At 71.1% G+C, this 22,648-nt stretch carries 23 protein-coding genes; 14 read left to right on the forward strand and 9 right to left on the reverse strand.

Annotation, left to right across the window (positions count from 1 at the left end; all coding sequences use genetic code 11):
* Positions 1-1,168, reverse strand: a 1,168-nt coding sequence (locus COGEMETH_RS12165; protein WP_238182828.1) for a methylmalonyl-CoA mutase family protein, incomplete at its 3' end; no start/stop codon positions are given.
* Between the two features lie 413 nt (positions 1,169-1,581).
* On the opposite strand from COGEMETH_RS12165, the gene ccrA reads away from it, so the two are divergent.
* Positions 1,582-2,874: a crotonyl-CoA carboxylase/reductase gene (gene ccrA, locus COGEMETH_RS12170; RefSeq protein WP_238182829.1), complete on the forward strand. Its 1,293-nt coding sequence runs from the start codon at positions 1,582-1,584 to the stop codon at positions 2,872-2,874.
* A gap of 60 nt (positions 2,875-2,934) precedes the next feature.
* Here the strand turns inward: ccrA and COGEMETH_RS12175 are convergent, their stop codons facing one another.
* The 8 genes from COGEMETH_RS12175 to COGEMETH_RS12210 form a co-directional block, all read right to left on the reverse strand.
* Positions 2,935-3,111: a hypothetical protein gene (locus COGEMETH_RS12175; protein ID WP_238182830.1), complete on the reverse strand. Its 177-nt coding sequence runs from the start codon at positions 3,109-3,111 to the stop codon at positions 2,935-2,937.
* Positions 3,112-3,362: 251 nt separating this feature from the next.
* On the reverse strand, positions 3,363-3,875 hold the full coding sequence (fae, locus tag COGEMETH_RS12180) for a 5,6,7,8-tetrahydromethanopterin hydro-lyase (protein WP_238182831.1): 513 nt from the start codon (positions 3,873-3,875) through the stop codon (positions 3,363-3,365).
* 221 nt (positions 3,876-4,096) lie between these two features.
* A complete protein-coding gene (locus COGEMETH_RS12185; protein ID WP_238182832.1) occupies positions 4,097-4,957 on the reverse strand; it encodes a triphosphoribosyl-dephospho-CoA synthase in 861 nt (286 codons plus the stop codon).
* The gene (locus COGEMETH_RS12190; protein ID WP_238182833.1) at positions 4,957-5,865 is read right to left on the reverse strand and encodes an ATP-grasp domain-containing protein; all 909 of its coding nucleotides are present in this window, start codon (positions 5,863-5,865) and stop codon (positions 4,957-4,959) included. The genes COGEMETH_RS12185 and COGEMETH_RS12190 overlap by 1 nt, the downstream gene beginning before the upstream one ends.
* Positions 5,866-6,017: 152 nt before the next feature.
* A complete protein-coding gene (gene mch, locus COGEMETH_RS12195; RefSeq protein ID WP_238182834.1) occupies positions 6,018-6,992 on the reverse strand; it encodes a methenyltetrahydromethanopterin cyclohydrolase in 975 nt (324 codons plus the stop codon).
* Positions 6,989-8,137 (reverse strand): ATP-grasp domain-containing protein, encoded by a 1,149-nt coding sequence (locus COGEMETH_RS12200; RefSeq protein WP_238182835.1) that lies wholly within the window; start codon positions 8,135-8,137, stop codon positions 6,989-6,991. The genes mch and COGEMETH_RS12200 overlap by 4 nt, the downstream gene beginning before the upstream one ends.
* A gap of 12 nt (positions 8,138-8,149) precedes the next feature.
* On the reverse strand, positions 8,150-9,043 hold the full coding sequence (locus COGEMETH_RS12205; RefSeq protein ID WP_238182836.1) for an NAD(P)-dependent methylenetetrahydromethanopterin dehydrogenase: 894 nt from the start codon (positions 9,041-9,043) through the stop codon (positions 8,150-8,152).
* A gap of 65 nt (positions 9,044-9,108) precedes the next feature.
* Entirely contained in the window at positions 9,109-10,095 is a 987-nt protein-coding gene (locus COGEMETH_RS12210) for a beta-ribofuranosylaminobenzene 5'-phosphate synthase family protein (protein ID WP_238182837.1), read from the reverse strand.
* 479 nt (positions 10,096-10,574) lie between these two features.
* Here COGEMETH_RS12210 and COGEMETH_RS12215 point away from each other — a divergent pair, with 479 nt between their 5' ends.
* The 13 genes from COGEMETH_RS12215 to COGEMETH_RS12275 all read left to right on the forward strand — a co-directional run bounded on the left by COGEMETH_RS12215 (position 10,575) and on the right by COGEMETH_RS12275 (position 22,523).
* A complete protein-coding gene (locus COGEMETH_RS12215; RefSeq protein WP_238182838.1) occupies positions 10,575-11,636 on the forward strand; it encodes a molybdopterin-binding domain-containing protein in 1,062 nt (353 codons plus the stop codon).
* The gene (locus COGEMETH_RS12220) at positions 11,636-13,279 is read left to right on the forward strand and encodes a formylmethanofuran dehydrogenase subunit A (protein ID WP_238182839.1); all 1,644 of its coding nucleotides are present in this window, start codon (positions 11,636-11,638) and stop codon (positions 13,277-13,279) included. The genes COGEMETH_RS12215 and COGEMETH_RS12220 overlap by 1 nt, the downstream gene beginning before the upstream one ends.
* 19 nt (positions 13,280-13,298) lie before the next feature.
* Entirely contained in the window at positions 13,299-14,237 is a 939-nt protein-coding gene (gene fhcD, locus COGEMETH_RS12225; RefSeq protein ID WP_238182840.1) for a formylmethanofuran--tetrahydromethanopterin N-formyltransferase, read from the forward strand.
* On the forward strand, positions 14,234-15,028 hold the full coding sequence (locus tag COGEMETH_RS12230; protein ID WP_238182841.1) for a formylmethanofuran dehydrogenase subunit C: 795 nt from the start codon (positions 14,234-14,236) through the stop codon (positions 15,026-15,028). Before fhcD ends, COGEMETH_RS12230 begins: the two co-directional genes overlap by 4 nt.
* 40 nt (positions 15,029-15,068) lie before the next feature.
* A complete protein-coding gene (locus COGEMETH_RS12235; RefSeq protein WP_238182842.1) occupies positions 15,069-15,275 on the forward strand; it encodes a hypothetical protein in 207 nt (68 codons plus the stop codon).
* Between the two features lie 211 nt (positions 15,276-15,486).
* The gene (locus tag COGEMETH_RS12240) at positions 15,487-17,106 is read left to right on the forward strand and encodes a sensor histidine kinase (RefSeq protein ID WP_238182843.1); all 1,620 of its coding nucleotides are present in this window, start codon (positions 15,487-15,489) and stop codon (positions 17,104-17,106) included.
* Complete coding sequence (locus tag COGEMETH_RS12245; RefSeq protein ID WP_238182844.1) at positions 17,103-17,807, forward strand: response regulator transcription factor; 705 nt, start codon at positions 17,103-17,105, stop codon at positions 17,805-17,807. The genes COGEMETH_RS12240 and COGEMETH_RS12245 overlap by 4 nt, the downstream gene beginning before the upstream one ends.
* 273 nt (positions 17,808-18,080) lie before the next feature.
* The gene (gene pqqA / locus COGEMETH_RS12250) at positions 18,081-18,170 is read left to right on the forward strand and encodes a pyrroloquinoline quinone precursor peptide PqqA (protein WP_055889187.1); all 90 of its coding nucleotides are present in this window, start codon (positions 18,081-18,083) and stop codon (positions 18,168-18,170) included.
* Between the two features lie 46 nt (positions 18,171-18,216).
* Positions 18,217-19,116, forward strand: a complete 900-nt coding sequence (gene pqqB / locus COGEMETH_RS12255) for a pyrroloquinoline quinone biosynthesis protein PqqB (protein ID WP_238182850.1) — start codon at positions 18,217-18,219, stop codon at positions 19,114-19,116.
* Between the two features lie 144 nt (positions 19,117-19,260).
* Positions 19,261-20,334: a pyrroloquinoline-quinone synthase PqqC gene (gene pqqC, locus COGEMETH_RS12260; RefSeq protein WP_238182851.1), complete on the forward strand. Its 1,074-nt coding sequence runs from the start codon at positions 19,261-19,263 to the stop codon at positions 20,332-20,334.
* Positions 20,331-21,476, forward strand: coding sequence for a pyrroloquinoline quinone biosynthesis protein PqqE (pqqE, locus tag COGEMETH_RS12265; RefSeq protein ID WP_238182853.1), 1,146 nt, complete (start codon positions 20,331-20,333; stop codon positions 21,474-21,476). The genes pqqC and pqqE overlap by 4 nt, the downstream gene beginning before the upstream one ends.
* Entirely contained in the window at positions 21,473-22,177 is a 705-nt protein-coding gene (locus COGEMETH_RS12270) for a hypothetical protein (protein WP_238182854.1), read from the forward strand. Before pqqE ends, COGEMETH_RS12270 begins: the two co-directional genes overlap by 4 nt.
* Positions 22,158-22,523, forward strand: coding sequence for a hypothetical protein (locus COGEMETH_RS12275; protein WP_238182856.1), 366 nt, complete (start codon positions 22,158-22,160; stop codon positions 22,521-22,523). Before COGEMETH_RS12270 ends, COGEMETH_RS12275 begins: the two co-directional genes overlap by 20 nt.
* Positions 22,524-22,648: the final 125 nt, after the last annotated feature.

Genomic DNA, 22,648 nt, shown 5'->3' on the forward strand with positions numbered 1-22,648 from the left:
GGAACTCGCCCGCATCGGTGAGATCGGCGGCGCGGTGGCCGCGGTCGAGACCGATGCGGGCGAGTTCCGCCCGGGTCTGCTCCTTGAGGGACTCGACCTTGGCGTCGATCACCTTCGAGCCGTCGAAGATGTCGTCGTATTCGAGGAGATCGGTCTCGAAGGCGAGGATCTGCTGCATGCGCATCGACCATTGCTGGTCCCAGGGCCGCGGCAGGCCGAGCGCCTCGTTCCAGGCCGGCAACTGCACGGCGCGCGCGCGGGCGCGCTTGGAGAGCGTCACGGCCAGCATCTCGATCAGGATGCGGTGGACGTTGTTCTCGGGCTGTTGCTCGGTGAGCCCGAGGGAGTTCACCTGGACGCCGTAGCGAAAGATGCGCTTCTTCGGGTCGGTGATGCCGTAGCGCTCCTGGGCGATCTCGTCCCAGAGTTCGGAGAACGCCCGCATCTTGCAGATCTCGGTGACGAACCGCATCCCGGCGTTCACGAAGAACGAGATGCGGCTGAACACGTCCGCGAAGCTCGACTCGTCGAAATCGGGATCGTCACGCACCGTGTCGAGCACGGCGATGGCGATGGCCAGCGCGTAGGACAGCTCCTGCACCGGCGTCGCGCCCGCCTCCTGCAGGTGGTAGGAGCAGACGTTCATCGGGTTCCACTTCGGCACCTCCTTGGTCGTGAACAGGATCACGTCCTTGGTCAGCCGAAGGCTGGGTGCCGGCGGGAACACGTAGGTCCCGCGCGAGAGATACTCCTTGATGATGTCGTTCTGCGTGGTGCCCTGGAGGCCGGAGAACGGCGCGCCCTGCTCCTCGGCCACCGCGAGGTAGAGGGACAGCAGCCACGGCGCTGTGGCGTTAATCGTCATCGAGGTGTTCATCTGGACGAGCGGGATGTCTTGGAACAGGGTCCGCATGTCGCCCAGATGCGCGATCGAGACCCCGACCTTGCCGACCTCGCCCCGCGACAACTCGTGGTCCGGGTCGTAGCCGGTCTGCGTCGGCAGGTCGAAGGCGACCGAGAGTCCGGTCTGTCCCTTGGCGAGGTTGCCCCGATAGAGGGCGTTCGACTCCGCGGCGTTGGAATGGCCCGCATAGGTGCGGATGATCCAAGGCTTGTCGCGTTGCGGCTTGTCGCGCTCGACCTCGGCGACGCTCGCGCTGGCGCTCATCCCGTTCGGCTCCGTCATCATCGTCTGGTGCGGCGCAGATGCGCCCGTTGCGCGGCACCGTAGCGAAGCCGCCGTGGCGCGTCATCTGCAACGGGGCTTTCGGCACCCGTACCTCGTGGCAGGGCGGCCTCAAAATTCTTGAGGCCGGGATCAAGGGGATTTGGCGTCGGCCGAGGAGCGCCCCGCCCCCGGCGCAGGGAAGCAGCCGAATAATTTTCAGGTGGCGGCGAAGAATATCTTGAGGCGCGCAGGCGAAGGCCGGGGCCGACGACGTTTCGGCCACGCCCCTCCGCCGTCTTGGCCTTTCGGACCACTTGGAGGCGTCCCGCATCGTCGCTATAGGCGATGGCCTGAAGCGCGGTTCTTCGAAGGCCGCGGTCGACTGTCAAGATAAAGACGTGAGGAGAGCGACGATGGCGGCCAGCGCGGCGGTGAAACCGGGCACGACCGGAGAGGTCAAGGACCTCTACGAGATGGGCGAGATCCCGCCGCTGGGACACGTGCCCGCGAAGATGTACGCCTGGGCGATCCGGCGCGAGCGCCACGGGCCGCCGGAGGAGTCCCACCAGCTCGAAGTGCTGCCGGTCTGGAGCATCGGCGACGACGAGGTGCTCGTCTACGTCATGGCCGCCGGCGTGAACTACAACGGCGTCTGGGCGGGCCTCGGCGAGCCGATCTCGCCCTTCGACGTGCACAAGGCCGAGTACCACATCGCCGGCTCCGACGCGTCGGGCATCGTCTGGGCGGTCGGCGCCAAGGTGAAGCGCTGGAAGGTCGGCGACGAGGTCATCGTCCACTGCAATCAGGACGACGGCGACGACGAGGAGTGCAACGGCGGCGACCCGATGTTCTCGTCCTCGCAGCGCATCTGGGGCTACGAGACCCCGGACGGCTCCTTCGCCCAGTACTGCCGGGTGCAGTCGCGCCAGCTCATGGCGCGCCCCAAGCACCTGACCTGGGAGGAGGCCGCCTGCTACACGCTGACGCTCGCCACCGCCTACCGCATGTTGTTCGGCCACGCCCCCCATACCGTCCGGCCGGGCCAGAACGTGCTGATCTGGGGCGCCTCCGGGGGCCTCGGCGTGTTCGGCGTCCAGCTCTGCGCCGCGTCGGGCGCCAACGCCATCGCCGTGATCTCGGACGAGTCCAAGCGCGACTACGTCATGAGCCTGGGCGCCAAGGGCGTCATCAACCGCAAGGATTTCAACTGCTGGGGCCAGCTTCCCAAGGTGAACTCGCCCGAGTTCAACGCCTGGACCAAGGAAGCGCGCAAGTTCGGCAAGGCGATCTGGGACATCACCGGCAAGGGCATGGACGTGGACATCGTCTTCGAGCACCCCGGTGAGCAGACCTTCCCGGTCTCGGCGCTTGTGGTGAAGCGCGGCGGCATGGTGGTGTTCTGCGCCGGCACGACCGGCTTCAACATCACCTTCGACGCCCGCTACGTCTGGATGCGGCAGAAGCGTATCCAGGGCTCGCACTTCGCCCACCTCAAGCAGGCCTCGGCCGCCAACCAGTTCGTGCTCGACCGCCGGATCGACCCCTGCATGAGCGAGGTCTTCCCCTGGGAGAAGATCCCCCAGGCCCACACCAAGATGTGGAAGAACCAGCACCCGCCCGGCAACATGGCCTGCCTCGTCAATTCCCCGCGGGCCGGCCTGCGGACGGTGGAGGACGTGATCGAGGCCAGGCCCCTGAAGCGCTGAGGCCCCGCGCGCCGGCCGGGCTTTCCCGGCCGGCGCCGCACGCGACCGGACGCGCGGCGCTCAGCGCCCCTTGGTCTCGTTCGACGGCAGATGCCGGCCGTAGGCCTCCTGCTTGTCCGCCTTCTCCTTGATCAGGTCCGCGTAGGCCTGCCGCATCTCGGGCGAGACGCTGACGCTCTTGCCCTTGGTGGGCTTGCGCTTGGGCGCCTTCTTGAAGGTGTTGCTGGCGTCGGTCATGTCGGCCCCGTCCTCAATGGCGCCACCATAGGCACGGCCTGCGGCATCCGCGAGGCCGAACCGCGTCGATCCCTGCGGTCTCCGACGGAAATCGGTTCCGTCTCGTCGGCGGGCGAAAGCCAAAAAGAAAGCGGGGCGGCTTTCGCCGCCCCGCCCGTTGATGCCTATCGGCCCAAGAAGATGGAGGCCAGTCGCTGGAGCAGGCCCCGCGGTGCGGGCGGAGGCTCGCTCTGCCCAGGACTGTCCCCGATCTAAGCGTTCGCCGCGAAGGGGTGGCTCGCGGAGTTGCGCTGCTCGGTCACGGTCGCGGCGTTCGGCTCGCCGTTGACGGCGCGCTGGATCGACAGCTTGGTGGCCTCGTAGTTGTACTTCTGGATCTTGGCGTCGTCGGCCGCCTCCCAGTGGATGAACACGCCGACCAGGATGAACAGGTCGTCGGCCTCGTCCGCGGGGATGATCCCCTCGGCCACGGCATCCTGCACGGCCTTGGCGACGCCGTGCTGGGCGGGGCCGAACATCTGGACGGCCTGACGGGCGTCGTTGATGGTGACCTTGTTGAACATCAGCGTGTTGGGCTTGCACGGCAGGTTCGGCGCGATGACCGCGAGCAGGCTGGTGAAGCCGTGCTTGTTGTTCACGAGGCCGTTGCAGAAGGCCGTCTCGGCCGGCGAACCGCGCGGTCCGATGATGAGATCGATGTGGGCGACCTCGTTGCCGTCGCCGACGAGGGCCTCGCCGACCTGAACCTTGGTGATCTTTGCCATTCGGGGTCTCTCCCTGGATTCCAAAAAGAAGGGCTGCGGCCTGAGAGTGGGCGCGGCCCGGAAGCCATCCTTGTTCGCGACGCCCGGCCTGGAAAAGCCGAGCCGGTTAGCCCGGATAGCGGCGCGGACCCTACAGTGGGCCCGGGTCTGTCACAACCCTGCCCAAGGCCCTGAAATCGATAAATTAAAGTGTCACGGACCCTGTCCGGGAGGGGAACTTTTCAAGGGGTCGCGCGTCGCGTGCGGGCATCCGGATCGAGGTTTGCGCCGGCCGCCGCGAGCGCGTCCCAGAACAGGGTCGCGACCGTGAAGTCGGCGCTGGTGCCGGGGTTGATGTGCCGGTCCTTCAGGGAGCGGTCGAAGGCGAGCAGCTCCCGCGTCGGGCGTGTCGCGAGGTCGAGCCCGGCGACCACGGTCTCGGCTTCCCGCCGTACCGTCTCGGCCATGTCGCGCCCGTGCTTGCGCGCCACGTGGCTGTCGGGCACGCCGCGGAGATAGGCGAGGTGGACGGCCGTGGTGCACCACACCGCGTCGAGCCCGGCCGCCCGCGCGGCCTCCAGCGCCGGCAGGCCGATCGTGCGGATATCGGAGAGGTCGGTGACGTAGGCCCGGGCGATGCGGTCGCGGGGGGCGGCCTCGCGCATCGCCTCCAGCAGCGAATCGGGGGCGGCGCCGGCCACGTCGTGCCGCACGGAATCGCCGAGGCCGCCGGGGTTGGCGAGGCGGATGGCCGCGAAGATCCCGGCCGAATCGGCCTTGTCGAGCCGGGCCAGCACGTCGCCGGGTCCGGTGCCCCGCTCGGCCGCCACCGCCAGCGGCGCGCAGAGCAGCAGGATGCCGAGATTGGTGTTCTGGCCGACCGTCCGCATCGTGGCGGCGACGCCGCCGCGGACCCGCGCGCCGACGCCGGCCCCGGCCTGCGCCAGGGCAGGCGCCGAGGCGTCGGCGCTGGCGACGAAATCCGCCACCTCCATGCGGTGGCCGGGGGCGAAGGCGTGGACGTTGCCGGGCTTGAGCGCGTCGAGTTCGGCCAAGCACGCGGCCCGGTAGAGGGTGGCGACCAGGCCGGGGGCAAGGGCCATCAGGCCACCACGAGGCGTGGGCGGGTGGCGGCGCGCACCGCATTGACGAAGCCCCGGGCGACCGCGCCCGCAATGTCGACCTCGCAGACCTGCTGCAGCCCGGACCAGGCCGGCATCGAATTCGCCTCCAGCACCAAGAAGCCCCCCTCCCCGTCCTCGACGAGGTCGATCCCCGTATAGTCGACGCCGATGGCCGCGGCCGCGGCCTCGGCGAGGTCGGCGGCGCGGGGCGGCATCGCCCAGGGCAGCGGCCGGCCGCCCCGGTGGACGTTGGTGATCCAGCCGTCCCCCTCGCGGATCATCCCGGCGATGGCCCGGCCCTCGCAGACGAAGACGCGATAGTCGCGCCAGAGCCCGTCGCGGCGCGGCACGTAGCGCTGGAGGTAGTAGACGCGGGAGACCGCTTCCTCGGGGGGCAGGTCGTCCGGCGTCTCGATCAGTTGCAGCCCCTCCCCTTGCGAGCCGAACAGGGGCTTGAGCACCAGGGGCCGGCCGGGCCCGGCCTCGCAGGCGACGACGTCGGCTGCGGCCTGCCGCTTCGAGACCACCCAGGTCTGCGGCGTCGGCAGGCCGGCCCGGTCGATCATCAGGCTGGTGGCCGCCTTGTCCACGGATCGTTCGATGGCGACCGGGCTGTTCCAGACGGTGACGCCGGAGGCGACCAGGGCGTGCAGCACGCCGAGCCGCATCGTGGTGGCCTCGAAGGTGCCGCCGGCGATGGTCCGCAGCAGCACCCCGTCCGGCAGGAAGTCCGAAAAACCCGGCACCCGCAGGGGCTCCGGCCCGCCGGTGACGATCACCACGTCGGCCAATGAGAACAGCACCGGCTCGACCCCGAGGCCGCGCAGGGCCGCCAGGAGCCGGCCCTTGTGCCAGTTGCCGTTATCGGCCGCGAGCCCGATGCGCATCGTCTTTTCGGTAACTCCTAGGGAAGGTCCCATCCCCCTTGCGGGGAGGGGTCAGGGGTGGGGGTGGTCCAGGAGGCACCGACTCGCTCGATCGGGCACCACCCCCACCTCCAACTCCTCCCCGCAGGGGGGAGGAGAGCGCGTCGCAGATCTCAGGCGAACGAGGCCTCGACGAGGTCCGGCATCAGCCGGCCGCCGCGGAAGGTGGTGCCGGTGCGGATGGAGGTGACGATGGCCTCGGCCGGGGAGAACAGGGCGCCGTCGATCTTGTAGAAGTCGCCGTTCACGCGGGAGAAAATCTCGGCGAAGGGGGCGCCGTGGTCGCTCGACGTGGTGGAGGGCAGCTGCTCGGCGAGCTGCCTGGCCTCGGCGTTGTCGGCATCCACGAAGAGCTGGACCCGGCCGCCGTAGATGATGGCGTCGTTGGTGCGGCCCATCGCCTTGATGAAGTCCGGGTGCGGGGGCGACAGGGGCGCGGAGCCGATGCCGTCCACGATGGCGTGCAGGTCGAAGCCCACGGTGTGGGCCTTGTGCAGCGCCACCTCCAGCACGCGGGCGACCACCTGGGTCGAGCCGGCCAGACTCTGGGTCGGTGCGAAGATGAAGGTCAGGTCCTCCGGGCGCATGCCGGCGGCCTCCGCCACCTTGGCGACCACGTTGGCCGGCGGGCCGCCGGCGGCCTCCAGCACCAGGGCGGTCTTCGAGGCCGTGTCCCGGTAGCCGAGTTCCTTGTAGAGGTCCTCCACCACGGCCACCGCGCGGCCGGGGCCGGAGCCCAGCGCGAAGAAGCCGGACTCGCCGTCCTCGTCGGCGAGGCTCCAGCCGGCATACTGGCTGCCCAGGCAGGCGAGCACCGGGTCGGCCGCGTGCACGATCACCGAATAGGGCCAGGCGGCGACCGGCCCGCTCGGGCTGATCGTCACCGTGCCGAGGCCGCCCAGGCAGATCTCGGCGATGCGGCGGCCGGCCTCGATGGAGCCGCGGGCATTGGCGCCGGCATCGACCATGCGCGCGCCGCCGGCCTCCTGATGCACGGACAACCGCAGGGCGTCGGCGTCGGCGACGAGGCGCTCGACCAGGGGGGCGGAGAGCGCATTGACGCTCGGGAACGGGGAACTCGTGCTCATGGTCGTCCGGTTTCCTCCTCGGCCAGTGCGGCGCGCAACAACGCCACCCGCACCCGCATCCTCTCTCGCGCTTCGTCTCCGTCCGCGCCGGTCGCCAGGACCGTGCAGAGGGGCGCATCCCGCTTCACGATGGTGCCGGCGCGCGGCCGGTCCCGCACGTGGTCCGGCCAGGCGAAGGCCGGGATCGGCGCATATCCTCGGGCCGCGTAACAGATCTCGGCCGCCGCCGCATCCACCGGCACCGCACCGATTGCCGGCAACGGGCCGAGACAGGCCTCCACATGGGCGGCCAGGAGCGGGGTCTGCCGGCGGTCGAGCACGTCGAGGGTGGCGCCGGGGCGCGGGTTGACCTCGGTGAGCCACCAGCCCGCATCGCCCGCCAGGAAATCGGCGCTGGCGAGGCCGCGCAGTCCCGTCTCGGCCACGAGCCGCGCGGCCGCGTCCGTGACGGCCGCCACGATCGACTCCGGCAGGGGATGCGGTTCCCCGACGCTACGCGCCAGCGCCCCGCCGTAGCGGAACGGGCGCGTCGGCGCGGGCGCGCTCCACTGCTCGGTGACGGCCAGCACCCGGATGCCGCGGCCGTCGGCGAGGATATTCAGGGCGTGGGCCCGGCCCGGAACCCGCGCCTGGAAATAGCGGCCGGCCGGCGCCCGCCCCCGCGTCGCGGCGCGGATGTGGCTCCCGCCCGATCCGCCGATGCCCTTGAGCAGCCATGCTCTAGGGTCGGCCAGGGGCTCCACGGTGACGGCCGGGTGCGGGATGCCGAGGCGCGCGCAGAGGGCGGCCAGGCGCGACGGGTCCTTGAGGGCGGCCACCGAGGCGGGCGAGGCCCCGAGCAGCCGGTGGCGTTCGCCGATCCGTCCGATCAGGTCGGGCGCGGCCTCGAAGCCGCTGCCGAGCACGATCCCCAGGGGATTCCCGCCGGCGAGGTCCGCCAGGTCGGACAGGTGCGCCAGCACGGTCTCACCGCCGAGCCGGCCGATGCCGAAGCGCCCCGGCAGGGTGCGGTGGGCCTCGGCGAGGGCGAGGGTGTCGTCGTCCCCGAACAGGTCGGCGACGAAGGGCCGGAAGCCGGCGCGGCGCGCCGCCTGCGCCAGGGCCCGGCCGGACTGTGCCGCGATCAGGATCGCCTCGCCGGCCATGACGGCAGACGGCTAGCCGGCGATCTCCACGGCGAGCGTGTAGGCATCGCGAAAATCGATGCAGAGGGGCGCCTCGGCCTCCAGCATGCGGCGGAACAGCCGGCTCTGGGTCTGGTACTTCACGTTGCCGACAGCGAGCGCCCCGATGCCGATGCCCTTGCCCACCGGCAGCGCCACGTCGACGGCGTTCACGTCGATGCCCGCGATGCCGGCCGGCGGCACGGCGTTCACGTCCGAGGCCACCAGGAGGTTGGGGGCGGATTCGAGGTCCTCGGCCGAGAGGATCGGGATGCCGGCGGGGCCGGCCGAGAGGATCACGTCCGCGTGCCGGATCGCGGCGCGGCGGTCGGCTGGGGTGGTGCCGTCCACGGCGCCGACCTCGATGCCGAAGCGCCACTTCATGGTGAAGGCGATCTTCGAGACGCGCTCCTCGCCGTCGTGGCCGACCAGCACGGTCTTGGCCCCTTCGAGCGCCCCGATCACGGCGGCGACGTAGGCGACGACGCCCGCGCCCCCGAAGATCACGATGCGCTTGCCCTTGAGGTCCGTACCGAACTTCTCGCGCAGGGCCCGGGCGACCTGCGCGACCATGGCCGCGCCCGTGGTGAAGGAGCCGGCCGGGTCGGCGAAGATGTGGTTGGAAAAGGGGGGCACGAAGGCCTTCTTGGCCCGGTCCACCATGTCGAGGGCGTCCTCGGCGTTCTTGCCGCCGATGAACAGGCCGGTGCGCACCCCGTCGCCGGGGGCGCGGGAGAAGATCGAATCCTGGGTCAGGGAGACCACGTCTGGCAGGGTCACGTCGGTATAGGTGACGAGGGTCTCGAAGCCGGCATCCACCGCCATGTTCACGTCGAAGGGGCTCATGTGCTTGAGCGGCGTGAGCATGTGCAGGATCGAGCGGGCCATCGTCGGTCTCCTTGGCATCGTGTCCGGGTGGATTGCCGTTCAGAAGACGGCCTCGGGCGGTCCGGTCAAGCCCGATCCGGCAGGGCCGTCACCGACGCGCCGGCGTTGCGCCCGCGGGCGACGAGGAAGCGCAAGGGGCCCGGCCGGTCGAGGCCGGCGACGAGCGCCCGTGCCTCGGCCTCGGAGGCGACCAGCGCGAAGCCGGTCGGCCCCCAGGAACTCTGGCCGTAGCCGGAGACGCCCTGCGCCGCGACCGCCGCCAGGGCCTCGGCCACGGCGGGGCTGGCGAACCGCCCGCCCTGGTGGGGGGCGAAATGGTCGCCGATCAGCCGCTGGATCGCGGTGATGCCCGCGCCGAAGGGGTCCGGCTCGGCGAGCACGGCTGCCGGCATCACCTGCATCAGCACGAGGCGGCAGATCTCGGCGGCCTGCGCTTCCGGAAACCGCGGCAGCTCGCGGAAGGCTTCCACCTCCCGGCTGCCGTGCACGCCCGTGAGGCTGTCGTCGAGGATCAGGACGACGCGCCACGCCTCCGGATAGGGGATGCGGGCGATCACCGGGGGTGGCGCGCCGCCCGCGTCCCGGCCGCCGTCCACGATCAGGCCGCCCTCGGTAAAGGCCGAGAGCCCGACACCCGAGCGGTTGCCGCGGTCGAGGGCGTTCGAGAACGATTCCGCCGAGAACGGCAATCCGTTGAGCCGGGCGAGCGCGGCCGCCACGCTGAGCGCCAGCTGCGTGCCCGAGCCGAAGCCGGCATGGGCCGGGATCGCCTCCTCGACGCGGATGGCCACGGCATCGGACACGCCGAGGTGTGCGGCTGCCGCGCCGACATAGGCCCGCACCCGCTCGGCCTCGGGGCCTTCGACGGCCAGCCTGTCGGCGACCCGCGCGGCGAGCCGCACGGCGGGGGCGTCGATCGCCAGCCCGATGCTGCCGAAGCGCCGGCCGAGGCCGCCATGCAGGTCGAGGAAGCCGAAATGCAGCCGGGCCGGGGCCTCCACCTCCACGGCGGAGACCGGGGCGTCCGCATTCCGGTCCGGGGCCTCAGGCAAGATCGATCCCCTTCGCCCTCGAAAAACAGTCGGGCCCGCGTCCTCGGCCCTCGGGCGCCGGCTTCTCACACGGGAGGCCGGACGACGCAATTCGTGACGGGGCCATCGCTTGAAAGCGATGGCCCGCATTCTCCTCGGCCTCGATCGCCGGCGCCCGCCTTCGCGGGCTCAGGCTCTCCCTCCGCTCTGAGTCTTCCGCGACGCTCGTCCCGAAAAACCCGCTCCGCGGGGGGGGCTTCGCGCCTTGGCGTCGCCGAAGCGACTTCGAGCGATTGCCCTGCAATTCTCAAGGCGACACTTGCCTGCCGCCGTAGACCGATGCAAACGTCACGTCAGCAACAGGCGGCCCGAATGCCGCCCGCCCGGCCGACGCGGCCGTGCGGGGATGCCATTCCGGTTCGAGGCGGGCAGCGTGCCCCGCTCCGACCGGTCTCCGGCGACCGCCAGCGGCCTCTCAAGAAACGGCTCTGCGAGGGAGAATGGCAGCCTGGATCAAGGGTGGCGCGACGGATGCGGACGGCGCCATCGCGGCTGCCGCCACGCTCCTGTCGGCCGCGCACGCACCGGTCGTGGCCGGGCTCTGCGCCGACGTGGCGGCCGTCAGGGCGGCCTATCGCCTCGCGGGCAGTATCGGCGCCTCCGTCGACACGGCGGGTGCCGAGGGCACCTATGCGGACCTCGGCTCCCTCAGCCGGGTCGGCGCCATGACGGCGACCCCCGCCGAGGCGGTCGGCCGGGCCGACGTGGTCCTGGCGGTCGGCGCCCGGCCCTGGGGCGCCCCGCTCCTGAAGCGGCTTTCCGAGACCAAGCCGACGCGCGGGCGCGCGGCGGGTGCCGCGCGCAGCCTCCTGGCCCTCGGCGGACCCTCCGGAACTGGCGCCGCCCTCGCCTGCCCCGCGGAGGCAGGGCTCCCCGCGGCGCTCGCCCATCTCAGGGCCTATCAGCGCGGGCACCTCGCCGGCGACGGGCCGGTCGCCGACCTCGCCACGCGCCTTGCCGCCGCGCAGTACGGCGTCGTCCTCTACGATCCGGCCGAACTCGGCGAGGCCGGCGTCGAGATGCTGACCGGCCTCGTCATGGGCCTCAACGAGACCACACGCTGCTTCGCCCTGGCGCTCGCCGGCCCGGACCAGGACCGGGCCGTGGTGCAGGTCGCGGCCTGGACCACCGGCCAGCCGCCCCGCGTCGGCTTCGGCCGGCACGTGCCCGAGCACGACCCGTGGCGCTTCGATGCCGCGCGGCAGGCCGCCGCCGGCGAGGTGGATGCCGTCCTCTGGCTCGCCGCCCTGCCCGCGCCCCGCCCCGGCTGGCTCTCCACCCTGCCGGCCATCGCCCTCGTCGGCGCCGGCAGCGCCGGTGCGGAGGCGGCCGAGATCGTCATCGAGGTCGGCGTGCCGGGCGAGAGCCTGGGCGGCGTGCTCTGGAACGAGGGCCGCGCGGCGCTCACCTATCGCGCGGCCACGGGGCCGACCGACCTCCCCTCCGCGGCCGACGTGCTCGCCCGCATCACCCACGCCATCGCCACCGGGAAGGACGCCTGATGCTGACCGTGATCCGGGGCGGCCGGGTCGTCGATCCGACAGCCGGCCGCGATGCCGTCGGCGATGTCTGGATCGAGGACGGCCACGTCGTAAGTCCTTCCGCGCGCACGCCCGACCGCAGCGTCGACGCCACGGGCTGCGTGGTAATGGCCGGCGGCGTCGAGGTGCACTCGCACATCGCCGGCGGCAACGTCGTCACCTCGCGCCTGCTGCTGCCCGACCTCTACGTCAGCGAGGCGGCCCCCGAGGGGCACCCCTTCGCCCATGCAGGCGGCGCGGCGGCCTGGATCGGCGCCACCTACGCGCGGATGGGCTACACCACCGCAGTCGAGCCGGCGATGCCGCCGGCCAACGCGCTCGCCACCCAGCTCGAACTCGCGGACATCCCGTTGCTGGACCGCGGCGCGCTCGCGGTGATGGGCAACGACGACCAGCTGCTCCAGATCCTGCGCGACGGCGAGGGCAAGGCTGCCGTGCGCGACCTCGTGGCGCTCAACGTCGCCACCACGCGGGCGCTCGGCGTCAAGTGCATCAACGCGGGTGGCGCCTCGGCCTTCAAGGACGGGGCCCTGCGCCTGTCGCTGGACGACGAGATCCCGGTCTACGGCCTGTCCACGCGCAAGATCATGGGATCGCTGCTGGACGCGGTCGAGGAGATCGGCGTACCGCACCCGCTGCACGTCCACTGCAACAACCTCGGCCTGCCGGGCGCGGACGATTCCTTCGTCGCGACGCTCGACGCGGCGGAGGGCCGGCGCATCCACTTCGCCCACGCGCAGTTCTACGCCTACGGCGCGGCCGACCCCGACAACCCGGCCACCGGCGGCTTCCGCTCGGCGGCCCGGCGGATCGTGGACGCCATGCATGCCAACCCGAACGCGACGCTCGACATCGGGCAAGTGGTGTTCGGCCAGACCGTGACCGTGTCGCTGGACATCCTGCGCCAGTTCGGCGGCCGCAAGGGCGCCAAGCCGAAGAAGTGGGTGCTGAACGCGGGCGACGCGGAGGGCGGCGGCGTGGTGCCGTTCCTCTACCGGCCCCGCGGCCCGACCAGCTCCCTGCAATGGGCGATCGGCCTGGAGATCATGCTGCTGTCGGGCGACCTCGAACGCACCATCCTCACCACCGACCACCCGAACGGCGGCCCGTTCACGGCCTATCCGCGCATCATCCACCTGCTGATGGACAAGGAGGAGCGCGACCGCGAGATCGCCACCCTCCCCAAGATCGTCGGCGAGCGCTCGACGCTCCCCGAGATCGAGCGCGAGCTGAGCTTCTCCGAGATCGCGCAGCTCACTCGCTCTGGCCCGGCCCGGCTCCTGGGACTGTCCGACCGCGGCCACCTGCGAGAGGGCGCGCGCGCCGACGTGGCGGTCTACCGCGAGGATGCCGACCGCACCGCGATGTTCACGGCGGCCCGGCTCGTGCTGAAGGACGGCCGCGTCGTCGTCGAGGACGGCGAGGTGGTCGATTGGCGCGCCGGGCAGACCCTGTCGCTCTCCGTCGAGTCCGACAAGGCGATGGAGCGGCGCAGCGAAGCCTATCTCCAGGACCGCTTCGGCCAGAGCCTCGACAGCTTCACGGTGCCCGACGCCGCCTTCGGCGAGGCCGGCGTGTTCGAGGACGTGGCATGCCGGGCTTGAGTGGGGAACGGTAACGGACATGGCTGACCTCATCCTCAACGGCATCAAGGTCGAGGACACCTTCGCCGAAGCCTTCGACGTGGCCGGCACCTCCGTGATCGTCACCAACGACACGGCCAAGTGGGCGATGATCGCCGCGGTGACGATGACGGGCTTCGCCACCTCGGTGATCGGCTGCGGCGCCGAGGCCGGGATCGACGCGGAGCTGTCGCCGGAGGAGACCCCGGACGGGCGCCCCGGCGTGCGCATCCTGCTGTTCGGTTTCGAGCCGAACGGGCTGAAGGAGCAGCTCCTCAAGCGGGTGGGGCAGTGCATCCTCACCTGCCCCGGCACGGCGTGCTTTGCCGGTGTCGAGGGTCCCACCAAGATCAAGCTCGGGGGCGCGATCCGCTATTTCGGCGACGGGTTCGCCATCGCCAAGCGCCTGCCCGACGCCGCCGGCAAGATGCGCCGCTACTGGCGCATCCCGGTCATGGACGGCGAGTTCCTGTGCGAGGATTCGGTGCGGGCGGTGGACGGGGCGGTGGGCGGCGGCAACCTGCTGTTCCTGGGCCGCCGGCACGCCGACACGCTCATCGTCGCCGAGATCGCGGTGGAGGCCGCCAAGGCGATCCCGGGCGCGATCCTGCCCTTCCCCGGCGGCATCGTGCGATCGGGCTCCAAGGTCGGCGGACGTACCAAGGGCATGATGGCCTCGACCAACGACGCCTATTGCCCGACCCTGAAAGGTCGGGCCGGCTCCGCCCTGCCGCCCGAATGCGGCGTGGTGCTGGAGATCGTCATCGACGCGTTGACCTCCCAGGGCGTCTCCGATTCGATGCGGGCTGCCCTGCACGCGGCCACCGAGATCGGGGCGCAACACGGCCTGATCGCGGTCACGGCCGGCAATTACGGCGGCAACCTCGGCCGCCACCATTACCATCTGCGCGACCTGATCGCGAAGGAGGCGAGCGTTTGAGCGTCCTGACCCTGCGACAGGCGCCGCCCGAGCGCCTGGACTTCTTGAATATCAACCCCTTGGCCCTGGGCCGTCTATCGCAAGGGGAAGCCGAGCGCCTGCCCGTCGGCACGACACGCCGCGGGTTGAGGCTCGGCGACTGCTTCTCCGTCAGCCTCGACGGCGCGGACACGCTGGTGGTCGAGGGCGGGCACGAGCGCCTGGACCGGGTCGGCGCGGCCCTGGCGGACGGCACGTTGCGCGTCGTCGGCGACGTGGGACAGCGGCTCGGCGAGGGCATGACCGGCGGCGTGCTCTCCGTGAGCGGCCATGCCGGGCCCTTCGCCGCCACCGGCGCCACCGGCGGCACCATCACCATCGCGGGCGATGCCGGGGATCACGCCGGCGGCGCGGTCTACGCGGCCAAGGCCGGCCTCGACGGCGCGACGCTGATCGTCAGGGGCCGCGCCGGGCGCCACCTCGGCGACCGCATGCGGCGCGGGCTGATCCTGGCGGGAGACGCCGGGGACATGGCCGGCTCGCGCATGATCGCGGGCACCATCGCCGCGCGCTCGGTCGGCGACCATCCGGGCTACGGCATGCGCCGCGGCACCCTCGTCGTCGGCGGCCACGGGGCGATGAGCCCGACCTTCGTGGAGACCGGCACGCACGACCTCGTGTTCTTGCGACTGCTCGCGCGCGCCCTGAAGCGCCTCAGCCCGGAGCACGCCGAGCTGATCGACCGCCCCCTGCGGCGCTACTCGGGCGACCTCGCGACCATCGGCAAGGGCGAGATCTGGGCTTCGGCCTGAGGCCCCTGGCCGCCCTCGTCGGCCGCCTCATATAGCGTCGATGCTGATCCTGCTCTCCATCTGCCTCCTTGCGCAGCCCGACCGGTGCCGCGAGGACCGGATCGAACTCTCCTACGAATCGACCAGCCCCACGGTCTGCCTGCGCCGGTCGCAGACCGCCCTGGCCGACTGGCAGGCCGCGCATCCGGAATGGCACGTGACGCGCTGGCGCTGCGCCCTGCGCGGGAGCCTGCCGAAGGACCTGTGAGACCGACGGTCGAAACCGTCGATCCGTCGGCGAGCGCGACTGCGCGACGCCGCCCATGCGACGGACCGCCCTCGAGGCCTCGGCATCGAGGGCCGCCGGCACGATCCGCCCCTCGTCCGCCCCTCGTCTGCCCCTCGTCTGCCCCTTGGCCGCGGGCTCGGCGGATGACATGGTCGCGAGCCCTCCGCCTCGGGCGGTCCGGATGGGGACGATGCGCTCGCTCAAGGTCCGTTTCGCGCTGCTGCTCGGCGCGACAGCCCTCCTCGTCGTTCTGGCGGCGGCCGGCGTCATGGCCTCCATCGGCGCGGCCGAGCGCACCATCGACCGCACCCTGGCGGCGCAAGGGCGCCTCGAACTCCTGGCCGAACTCTCCGGCCGGATGACGCAGTTCGGTTTCGCCGCGGTGGAGACCGTGCGCAGCCCCGACAGCCAGCCCGAGGCGATGACGATCGCCCGCACCAACGTCGACCGGGTGCTCGCCTCCGTGGACGAGGCCCTGGCCAGGAGCGTGCAGGCCAGCACGGACCCCCTCGACCGCTCGCAATACGCGGCCCGCACGAGGCCCCTGGCGCAGTTGCGCGCCGCCCGCGTCATCCTCGACCGGCAGGTGTCCCAGATCGAGCGCCAGACCGACCCCGACAAGCGCCAGGACGCGATCAAGGGCGCCCTGAACGGCTTCGGCGCCATGACCGGCCAGCCCCTCTCCTTCCTGATCGAGGTGGAGCGGCGCAGCATGGTGCTCGGCTCCGAGCAGGCCCGCGAGCTGTCGCAGCGCCTGCGGGTCGTCTCGGTGCTGGCGGCGTTGGCCGCGCTGGGCATCGTCTTCGTGCTCTACCGCAGCATCACCCGCCCGACGCTGGCGCGGATCGAGGCGGTGCGCCAGGCGGCCGGCGCGGTCGGGCGCGGCGAACTCGACACCCGCCTCTCGGTGGCCACGCGCGACGAACTCGGGCTGCTGGTCGCCAATTTCAACCGCATGGCCGCCAAGCTCTCCCGGCGCGAGACCCGCGTGGCCGCCGACAGGGCGGCCCTGGAGGACACGGTGGAGAGCCGCACCGCGGACCTGCGCGCGGCCAACGCCCGCCTGGAGTCGGTCGACCGCTCGCGCCGGCGCTTCTTCGCCGACGTGAGCCACGAGTTGCGCACGCCGCTCACCGTGATCCTCGGGGAATGCGACCTGGCGCTGCGCGCCGGCGACCGGCCGGTCGATCACGGGCCGGCCTTCTCCACCATCCGCAAGCGGGCGCAGCGCCTGAAGCTGCGCGTCGAGGACCTGCTGCGGGTGGCCCGCTCGGAATCCGGCGAGATCGAACTCGATCGCCGGGCGCTCAGCGCGGCCACCGTGCTCGCGGAAGCTGTGGACAATTCCGCCTCCGAGGCCGCCCGCCGCCGGGTGGAACTGGTCCTCGATCCGGGCGACCGGGACGTGGAGATCCTGGCCGACCGGGAGTGGATGCGCCAGGTCGTGGAGAGCCTCGTGGACAACGCCCTGCGCCACGCCGCGGGCTTGAGCCGCGTCACCGTCGCGCTCGGTACCGCGGGCACGCGCAGGGGACCGGTCGCCTCGATCAGCATCACCGACGACGGGCCGGGCTTCGGCGAGGCGGAATCGGCCCTGTTCGAGCGCTTTCGCCGGGGCGCACGCCCGGCGGAGACCGGCTTCGGCATCGGGCTCGCCCTGGCGCGCTGGCTCGTGGAGCAGCATGATGGCACGATCCGCCTCGGCTCCGGCCCGGACGGCCGCGGCGCGCGCGTGACCCTGGACATCCCGGTGCTCGACCTCGCCTGGGATCTCGGACGCCCGGACAAGCAGAAGGACAACGCCGCATGACGCGGATTCTGATCGTCGAGGACGACATCGACATCCGCGGGATGCTCGCCCGCGGCCTCGAAGCCGAGGGCTTTTCCGTGGGCATGGCCGGATGCGTGGACGACGCCCTGACCTCCGCCCGCGACGAGGTGCCCGGCGCCGTCGTCCTCGACATCAACCTTCCGGACGGGTCGGGCCACGACGTCTGCCGCTCCCTGAGGGAGGGCGGCTACCCCGGCCCGATCCTGTTCCTGAGCGCCCGCGACGAGATCCGCGACCGTGCCGAGGGTCTGGCCCTCGGGGCCGACGACTACATCGTCAAGCCCTTCGTCTTCGACGAACTGGTGGCGCGCCTGCGCACCCATCTCCTGCGGCGGCAATCGGCCGACGAGCCCGTCTCGCGCATCAGCGCCGGCAAGCTCGTCCTGGACCTCGACACCCGGCAGGTCAGTTGCGGGGAGGCCAACGCCCGCCTGACCCCGCGCGAGGCGGAACTGCTCGCGATGCTGATGGAGAGCGTGAACCGCCCGGTCTCCCGCGGCGACATCTTCGACAAGCTCTGGGCCAGCCAGGGCGGCCTCTCGCTGAACGTGGTGGACGTCTACATCGGCTACCTGCGCTCGAAGATGGCCGATTTCGTGCGCTTCGGCGGCCCCGTCCTCGTCACCGTGCGCGGACGCGGCTTCATGCTCGACCTGCGCGGGCCGGACTATAGACATTAGTCCAATATGCGGCCTGGCCGCGCCCGGCCCGGCCGGGAAAGACGCGATCCGGAACAACGGCTTGGGCCCGCCGGCTGAGGCGGGGTGAGGCAGGCGTCGGCATTCGGGCCTGCGAATAATTGGGAGAATCCGGCAACTTCCTGCTTGAAGGCGGAGCCGGAATCGCCGATACGAGGCGGCGCCTTGAAAACCAGAGCGCCATCAACGTCTTAGGGTCTTCTTAAGTTCGATTTCTTCGACGTTCGATCAATTCTGCCATCCAGGAGAAACACCATGACGTGGGCTGCCCCGATCGTTTCCGAGATCTGCGTCGGCATGGAAGTCACGAGCTACGAGTCCGCCGAGATCGACACCTTCAACTGAGGTGTAGCGTCGGGCCGGGAATCATGGGTCTGCGTCGGGTCAATCCATGCACGTCGTGATTCTCGGTTCGGCTGCCGGCGGCGGCCTCCCCCAGTGGAACTGCCGCTGCCCCATCTGCGCCCTCTCCCGGGCCGAGCCGGACCGCGTCCGGCCGCGGACCCAGTCGAGCATCGCGGTCTCGCCGGACGGCGTGGACTGGCTCCTGGTGAACGCCTCGCCCGACATCCGGGCCCAGCTCTTCGACAATCCCGTCCTGCATCCGCGCGAAGGCCTGCGCCACTCGCCGATCCGCGCCGTGCTGCTGACGAACGGCGACGTGGACCACGTCGCGGGGCTGCTCACCCTGCGCGAGGGTCAGCCCTACACCCTCTATGCCACGCAGGGCATCCTCGGCTCCGTCAACGACAACCGCGTCTTCGACGTGATGGCCGCGGGCGTCGTGGCCCGTACGGCGATCCGCCCGGACGAGCGCTTCGAGCCCGTCCCCGGCCTGTCCGTCACCCTGTTCGCGGTTCCGGGCAAGGTGCCCCTCTGGCTCGAGGACGAGACCCTGCAGATCGGCGCCGAGACCGAGACCACGGTCGGCGCGATGATCGAGGCGAACGGGCGCCGGCTCGCCTACATTCCCGGCTGCGCCCGGGTGACGGACGACCTTAAGGCGCGGCTTTCGGGCGTGGACGCCCTGCTGTTCGACGGCACCGTGCTCTACGACGACGACATGATCCGCGCGGGCGTCGGCACCAAGACCGGCTGGCGCATGGGCCACGTGCCGATGCGCGGCGAGAACGGCTCGATCGCGGCCTTGGCCGATGCGCAGATCGGCCGGCGCGTGTTCGTGCACATCAACAACACCAACCCGGTGCTGGTCGAAGGCTCGGACGCGCGGGCCGCGGTCGAGGCCGAGGGCTGGACCGTGGCGCACGACGGCTTGAGCCTGTCCCTCTGAGACCGCCCTTTGGCAGTTCCGGGGCGCAGCCCCATATACCTCGCTTGCGATTGGATCGTGCGGCCGACGACCGGGTTTGAACCCGGCACCGCACCCTCTAAAACGATTCCAGGAAACGCAGCCGGACGGACGCTCGGATACGCCATGAACGCAGCCTTCCCGACCCCCGGCGCCGACGAGACCCAGCGGCTGCTGAGCCCCGAGGAACTCGAGGCGGCGCTCCGCGACATCGGCGCCCGGCGCTACCACAACCTGCATCCGTTCCACCGCCTGCTGCACGACGGCAAGCTGGACAAGGATCAGGTCCGGGCCTGGGCGCTCAACCGCTACTATTACCAGGCGATGATCCCGGTGAAGGACTCGGCCGTGCTCGCGCGCATGACCGATGCTTCCCTGAGACGGGTCTGGCGCCAGCGCATCGTGGACCACGACGGCGACGGGCCGGGCGACGGCGGCATCGAGCGCTGGCTGAAGCTCGCCGAAGGGGTGGGCTTCGAGCGCGACTACGTGCTCTCCACCAAGGGCATCCTCTCGGCGACGAAGTTCTCCGTCGAGGCCTACGTGCACTTCGTCTCGGAAAGGAGCCTGCTGGAGGCCATCGCCTCCTCGCTCACCGAGATGTTCTCGCCCAACATCATCTCCGAGCGGGTCTCGGGCATGCTGAAGAACTACGACTTCATCACCAAGGACACCCTGGCCTATTTCGAGAAGCGCCTGACCCAGGCGCCGCGCGACGCCGACTTCGCCCTCGACTACGTCAAGCAGCACGCCACCACGCCCGAACTCCAGCGGCAGGCCATGGCCGCCCTGACCTTCAAGTGCACCGTGCTCTGGACGCAGCTCGACGCCCTGTACTTCGCCTACGTCGCACCGGGCCTGATTCCGCCCGACGCCTGGACGCCCGGCACCGGCCTCGTCGCGCAGAAGGCCGCCCCCGGCACCGGCCGGATCGCGGCGGGCGACGTGCCGCGGCTGCCCCGCGGCGTGCGGATGCGCCACGACGAGACCCGCGGCAAGCACGTCCTGCTCGCGCCCGAGCGCACCTTCGACCTCGACGACAATGCGGTCGCCGTCCTCCAGCTCGTCGACGGGCAGCGCACGGTCTCCGAGATGGCCGAACGGCTCGGGGCGACATACGCCGCCGATCCGAAGGTCATCGAGGCCGACATCCTGATGATGCTCAACGACCTCGCCACGAAGAGGGTGCTGGAGCGATGAACGCCCTGACGCCCAACCGGCCGGACCTGCCGGCCCCGGTGGGGCTCCTGGCGGAGCTGACCCACCGCTGCCCCCTGCGCTGCCCCTACTGCTCGAATCCCCTCGAACTCGACCGCCGCTCGCGGGAGCTCGACACGGAGACTTGGCAGCGGGTGCTGACGGAAGCGGCCGGGCTCGGCGTCCTGCACGTCCACCTCTCCGGCGGCGAGCCGACGGCGCGCAACGACATCGTCGAGATCACCCAGACCTGCGCCACGCTCGGGCTCTATTCCAACCTCATCACCTCCGGCGTCGGCGGGGCGCTTTCCAAGCTCCAGGCCCTCTACGACGTGGGGCTGGACCACGTGCAGCTGTCCGTGCAGGGCGTCGACGCGCAGAACGCGGAGAAGATCGGCGGCCTGAAGAACGCCCAGCCGCAGAAGCTGGACTTCGCGGCCAAGGTGGTGGAGCTCGGCCTGCCGCTGACCCTGAACGCGGTGATCCACCGCGGCAACATCCACGAGGTCGAGGGTTTCATCGACCTCGCGGTCAAGCTCGGCGCCAAGCGGCTGGAGGTGGCCCACACCCAGTATTACGGCTGGGCCTACGTCAACCGGGCGGCCCTGATGCCGGACAAGGCCCAGGTGGACGCCTCGATCCGCATCGTCGAGGCGGCGCGCGAGCGCCTGAAGGGCCAGCTTGTCATCGACCTCGTGGTGCCGGACTATTATGCCAAGTATCCGAAGGCCTGCGCCGGCGGCTGGGGCCGCAAGCTGATGAACGTGACGCCCCAGGGCAAGGTGCTGCCCTGCCACGCGGCCGAGACGATTCCGGGGCTTGAGTTCTGGTACGTGGGCGAGCATTCCCTCGGTGAGATCTGGCGCGACAGCCCGGCCTTCACCGCCTATCGCGGCACCGACTGGATGCAGGAGCCCTGCCGCTCCTGCGACCGCCGCGAGAAGGATTGGGGCGGCTGCCGCTGCCAGGCGCTTGCGCTGGCGGGGGATGCCGCCGCCACCGACCCGGCCTGCTCGCTCTCGCCCCTGCACGCCAAGGTGCGGGCGCTCGCCGTCGAGGAGGCGGCCGAGAACCCGCCCGACTACGTCTACCGGACGATCGGCAGCAACGTCCGGTCGCCGCTCAAGGAGGAAGCCCCCCTGTGAAGCTTTTCGCGATGACGGCCCTCGGCCTGGTGCTGGCCGGCGCCCCCCTCGCCCTCGCCGAGGATGGCCCGGGCGCGGCCAAGGCCGGCCTGGGTACCGCGCCGAACGCCTCCGACCTGCTGTTCGAGCAGCCGCAGATGAAGAACGCCGCGCCGGGCACGACCATCACCTACGACTACCTGCGCCGCTCCGGCATCGCCAAGGGCCTTTTCGGGCCGGAGCTGAACGACACCATCACCTTCACCCTGGAGCCCGGCAAGGCGGCCGACGCCCGCAACATCGCCGTTGTGATGTTCTCCGGCATGAACCGCTTCCCGGCCGGTCCCTTCGAGGACATGCCGGGCAACCCGATCATCTCCCTGTTCCTGGAGCATCACCTCAGGGGCCTCGCCCGCGTGCTGGAGGCCAACCCGCGCTACCTCAAGAACGCGATCCGCAAGGGCCTGCGCGACCGGGCCGTGGTGACGCCGACCAAGGTCAGCTTAGGCGGCCGGGAGGTGGAGGGCTGGCAGGTGGTGGCCAGGCCCTTCGAGGGCGACCCCCTGACGGACCGCATGCGCGGCCTCTCGAACCTGACCTACACCTTCGTGACCTCGCCGGCGGTGCCGGGCGAGATCGTCTCGATCGAGGCGCAGTCCAAGAACGCCGAGGGCGGCGAGTTGCTGGAGGAGCGGCTGAACTATGATCAGAAAGCTGGTTGAGGGCGGCGCCGTCGCGGCGCTTGCCCTGATGACGCTGGCAGGCCCGATCCGCGCCGCCGAGCCGGAGAACGACTACCCGACCGACGCCCGCGTCGACTACGTCTTCGGCTGCATGGCGGCCAACGGCCAGACCCGCGAGAACATGCAGAAGTGTTCCTGCTCCCTCGACCAGCTCGCCGCCATCCTGCCCTACGATCGGTACGTGCAGGCGAGCACCGTCCTGTCCATGCGCCAGGGCGTCGGCAACCGGGCCAACGAGTTCAAGTCGACCAAGGTCTTCGACGACAAGGTCGCCGAATTGCGCCGCGCCCAGGCCGAGGCCGAGATCCGCTGCTACCGGGGCTGATCTCCGGTCGGCGACGCCGGGGGCCGCTCCGCGCCGGCGGGGCGGCCTTCTGTGTGTCCGCTCGGCGCCGTTGCACCGCCCGACGAATTCGGCCACATCGAACGCTCCGCGGGCCGGCTGAGCCC

It is taken from the genome of Methylobacterium trifolii (assembly GCF_022179685.1).
GTDB classification, from domain to species: Bacteria; Pseudomonadota; Alphaproteobacteria; order Rhizobiales; family Beijerinckiaceae; genus Methylobacterium; species Methylobacterium trifolii.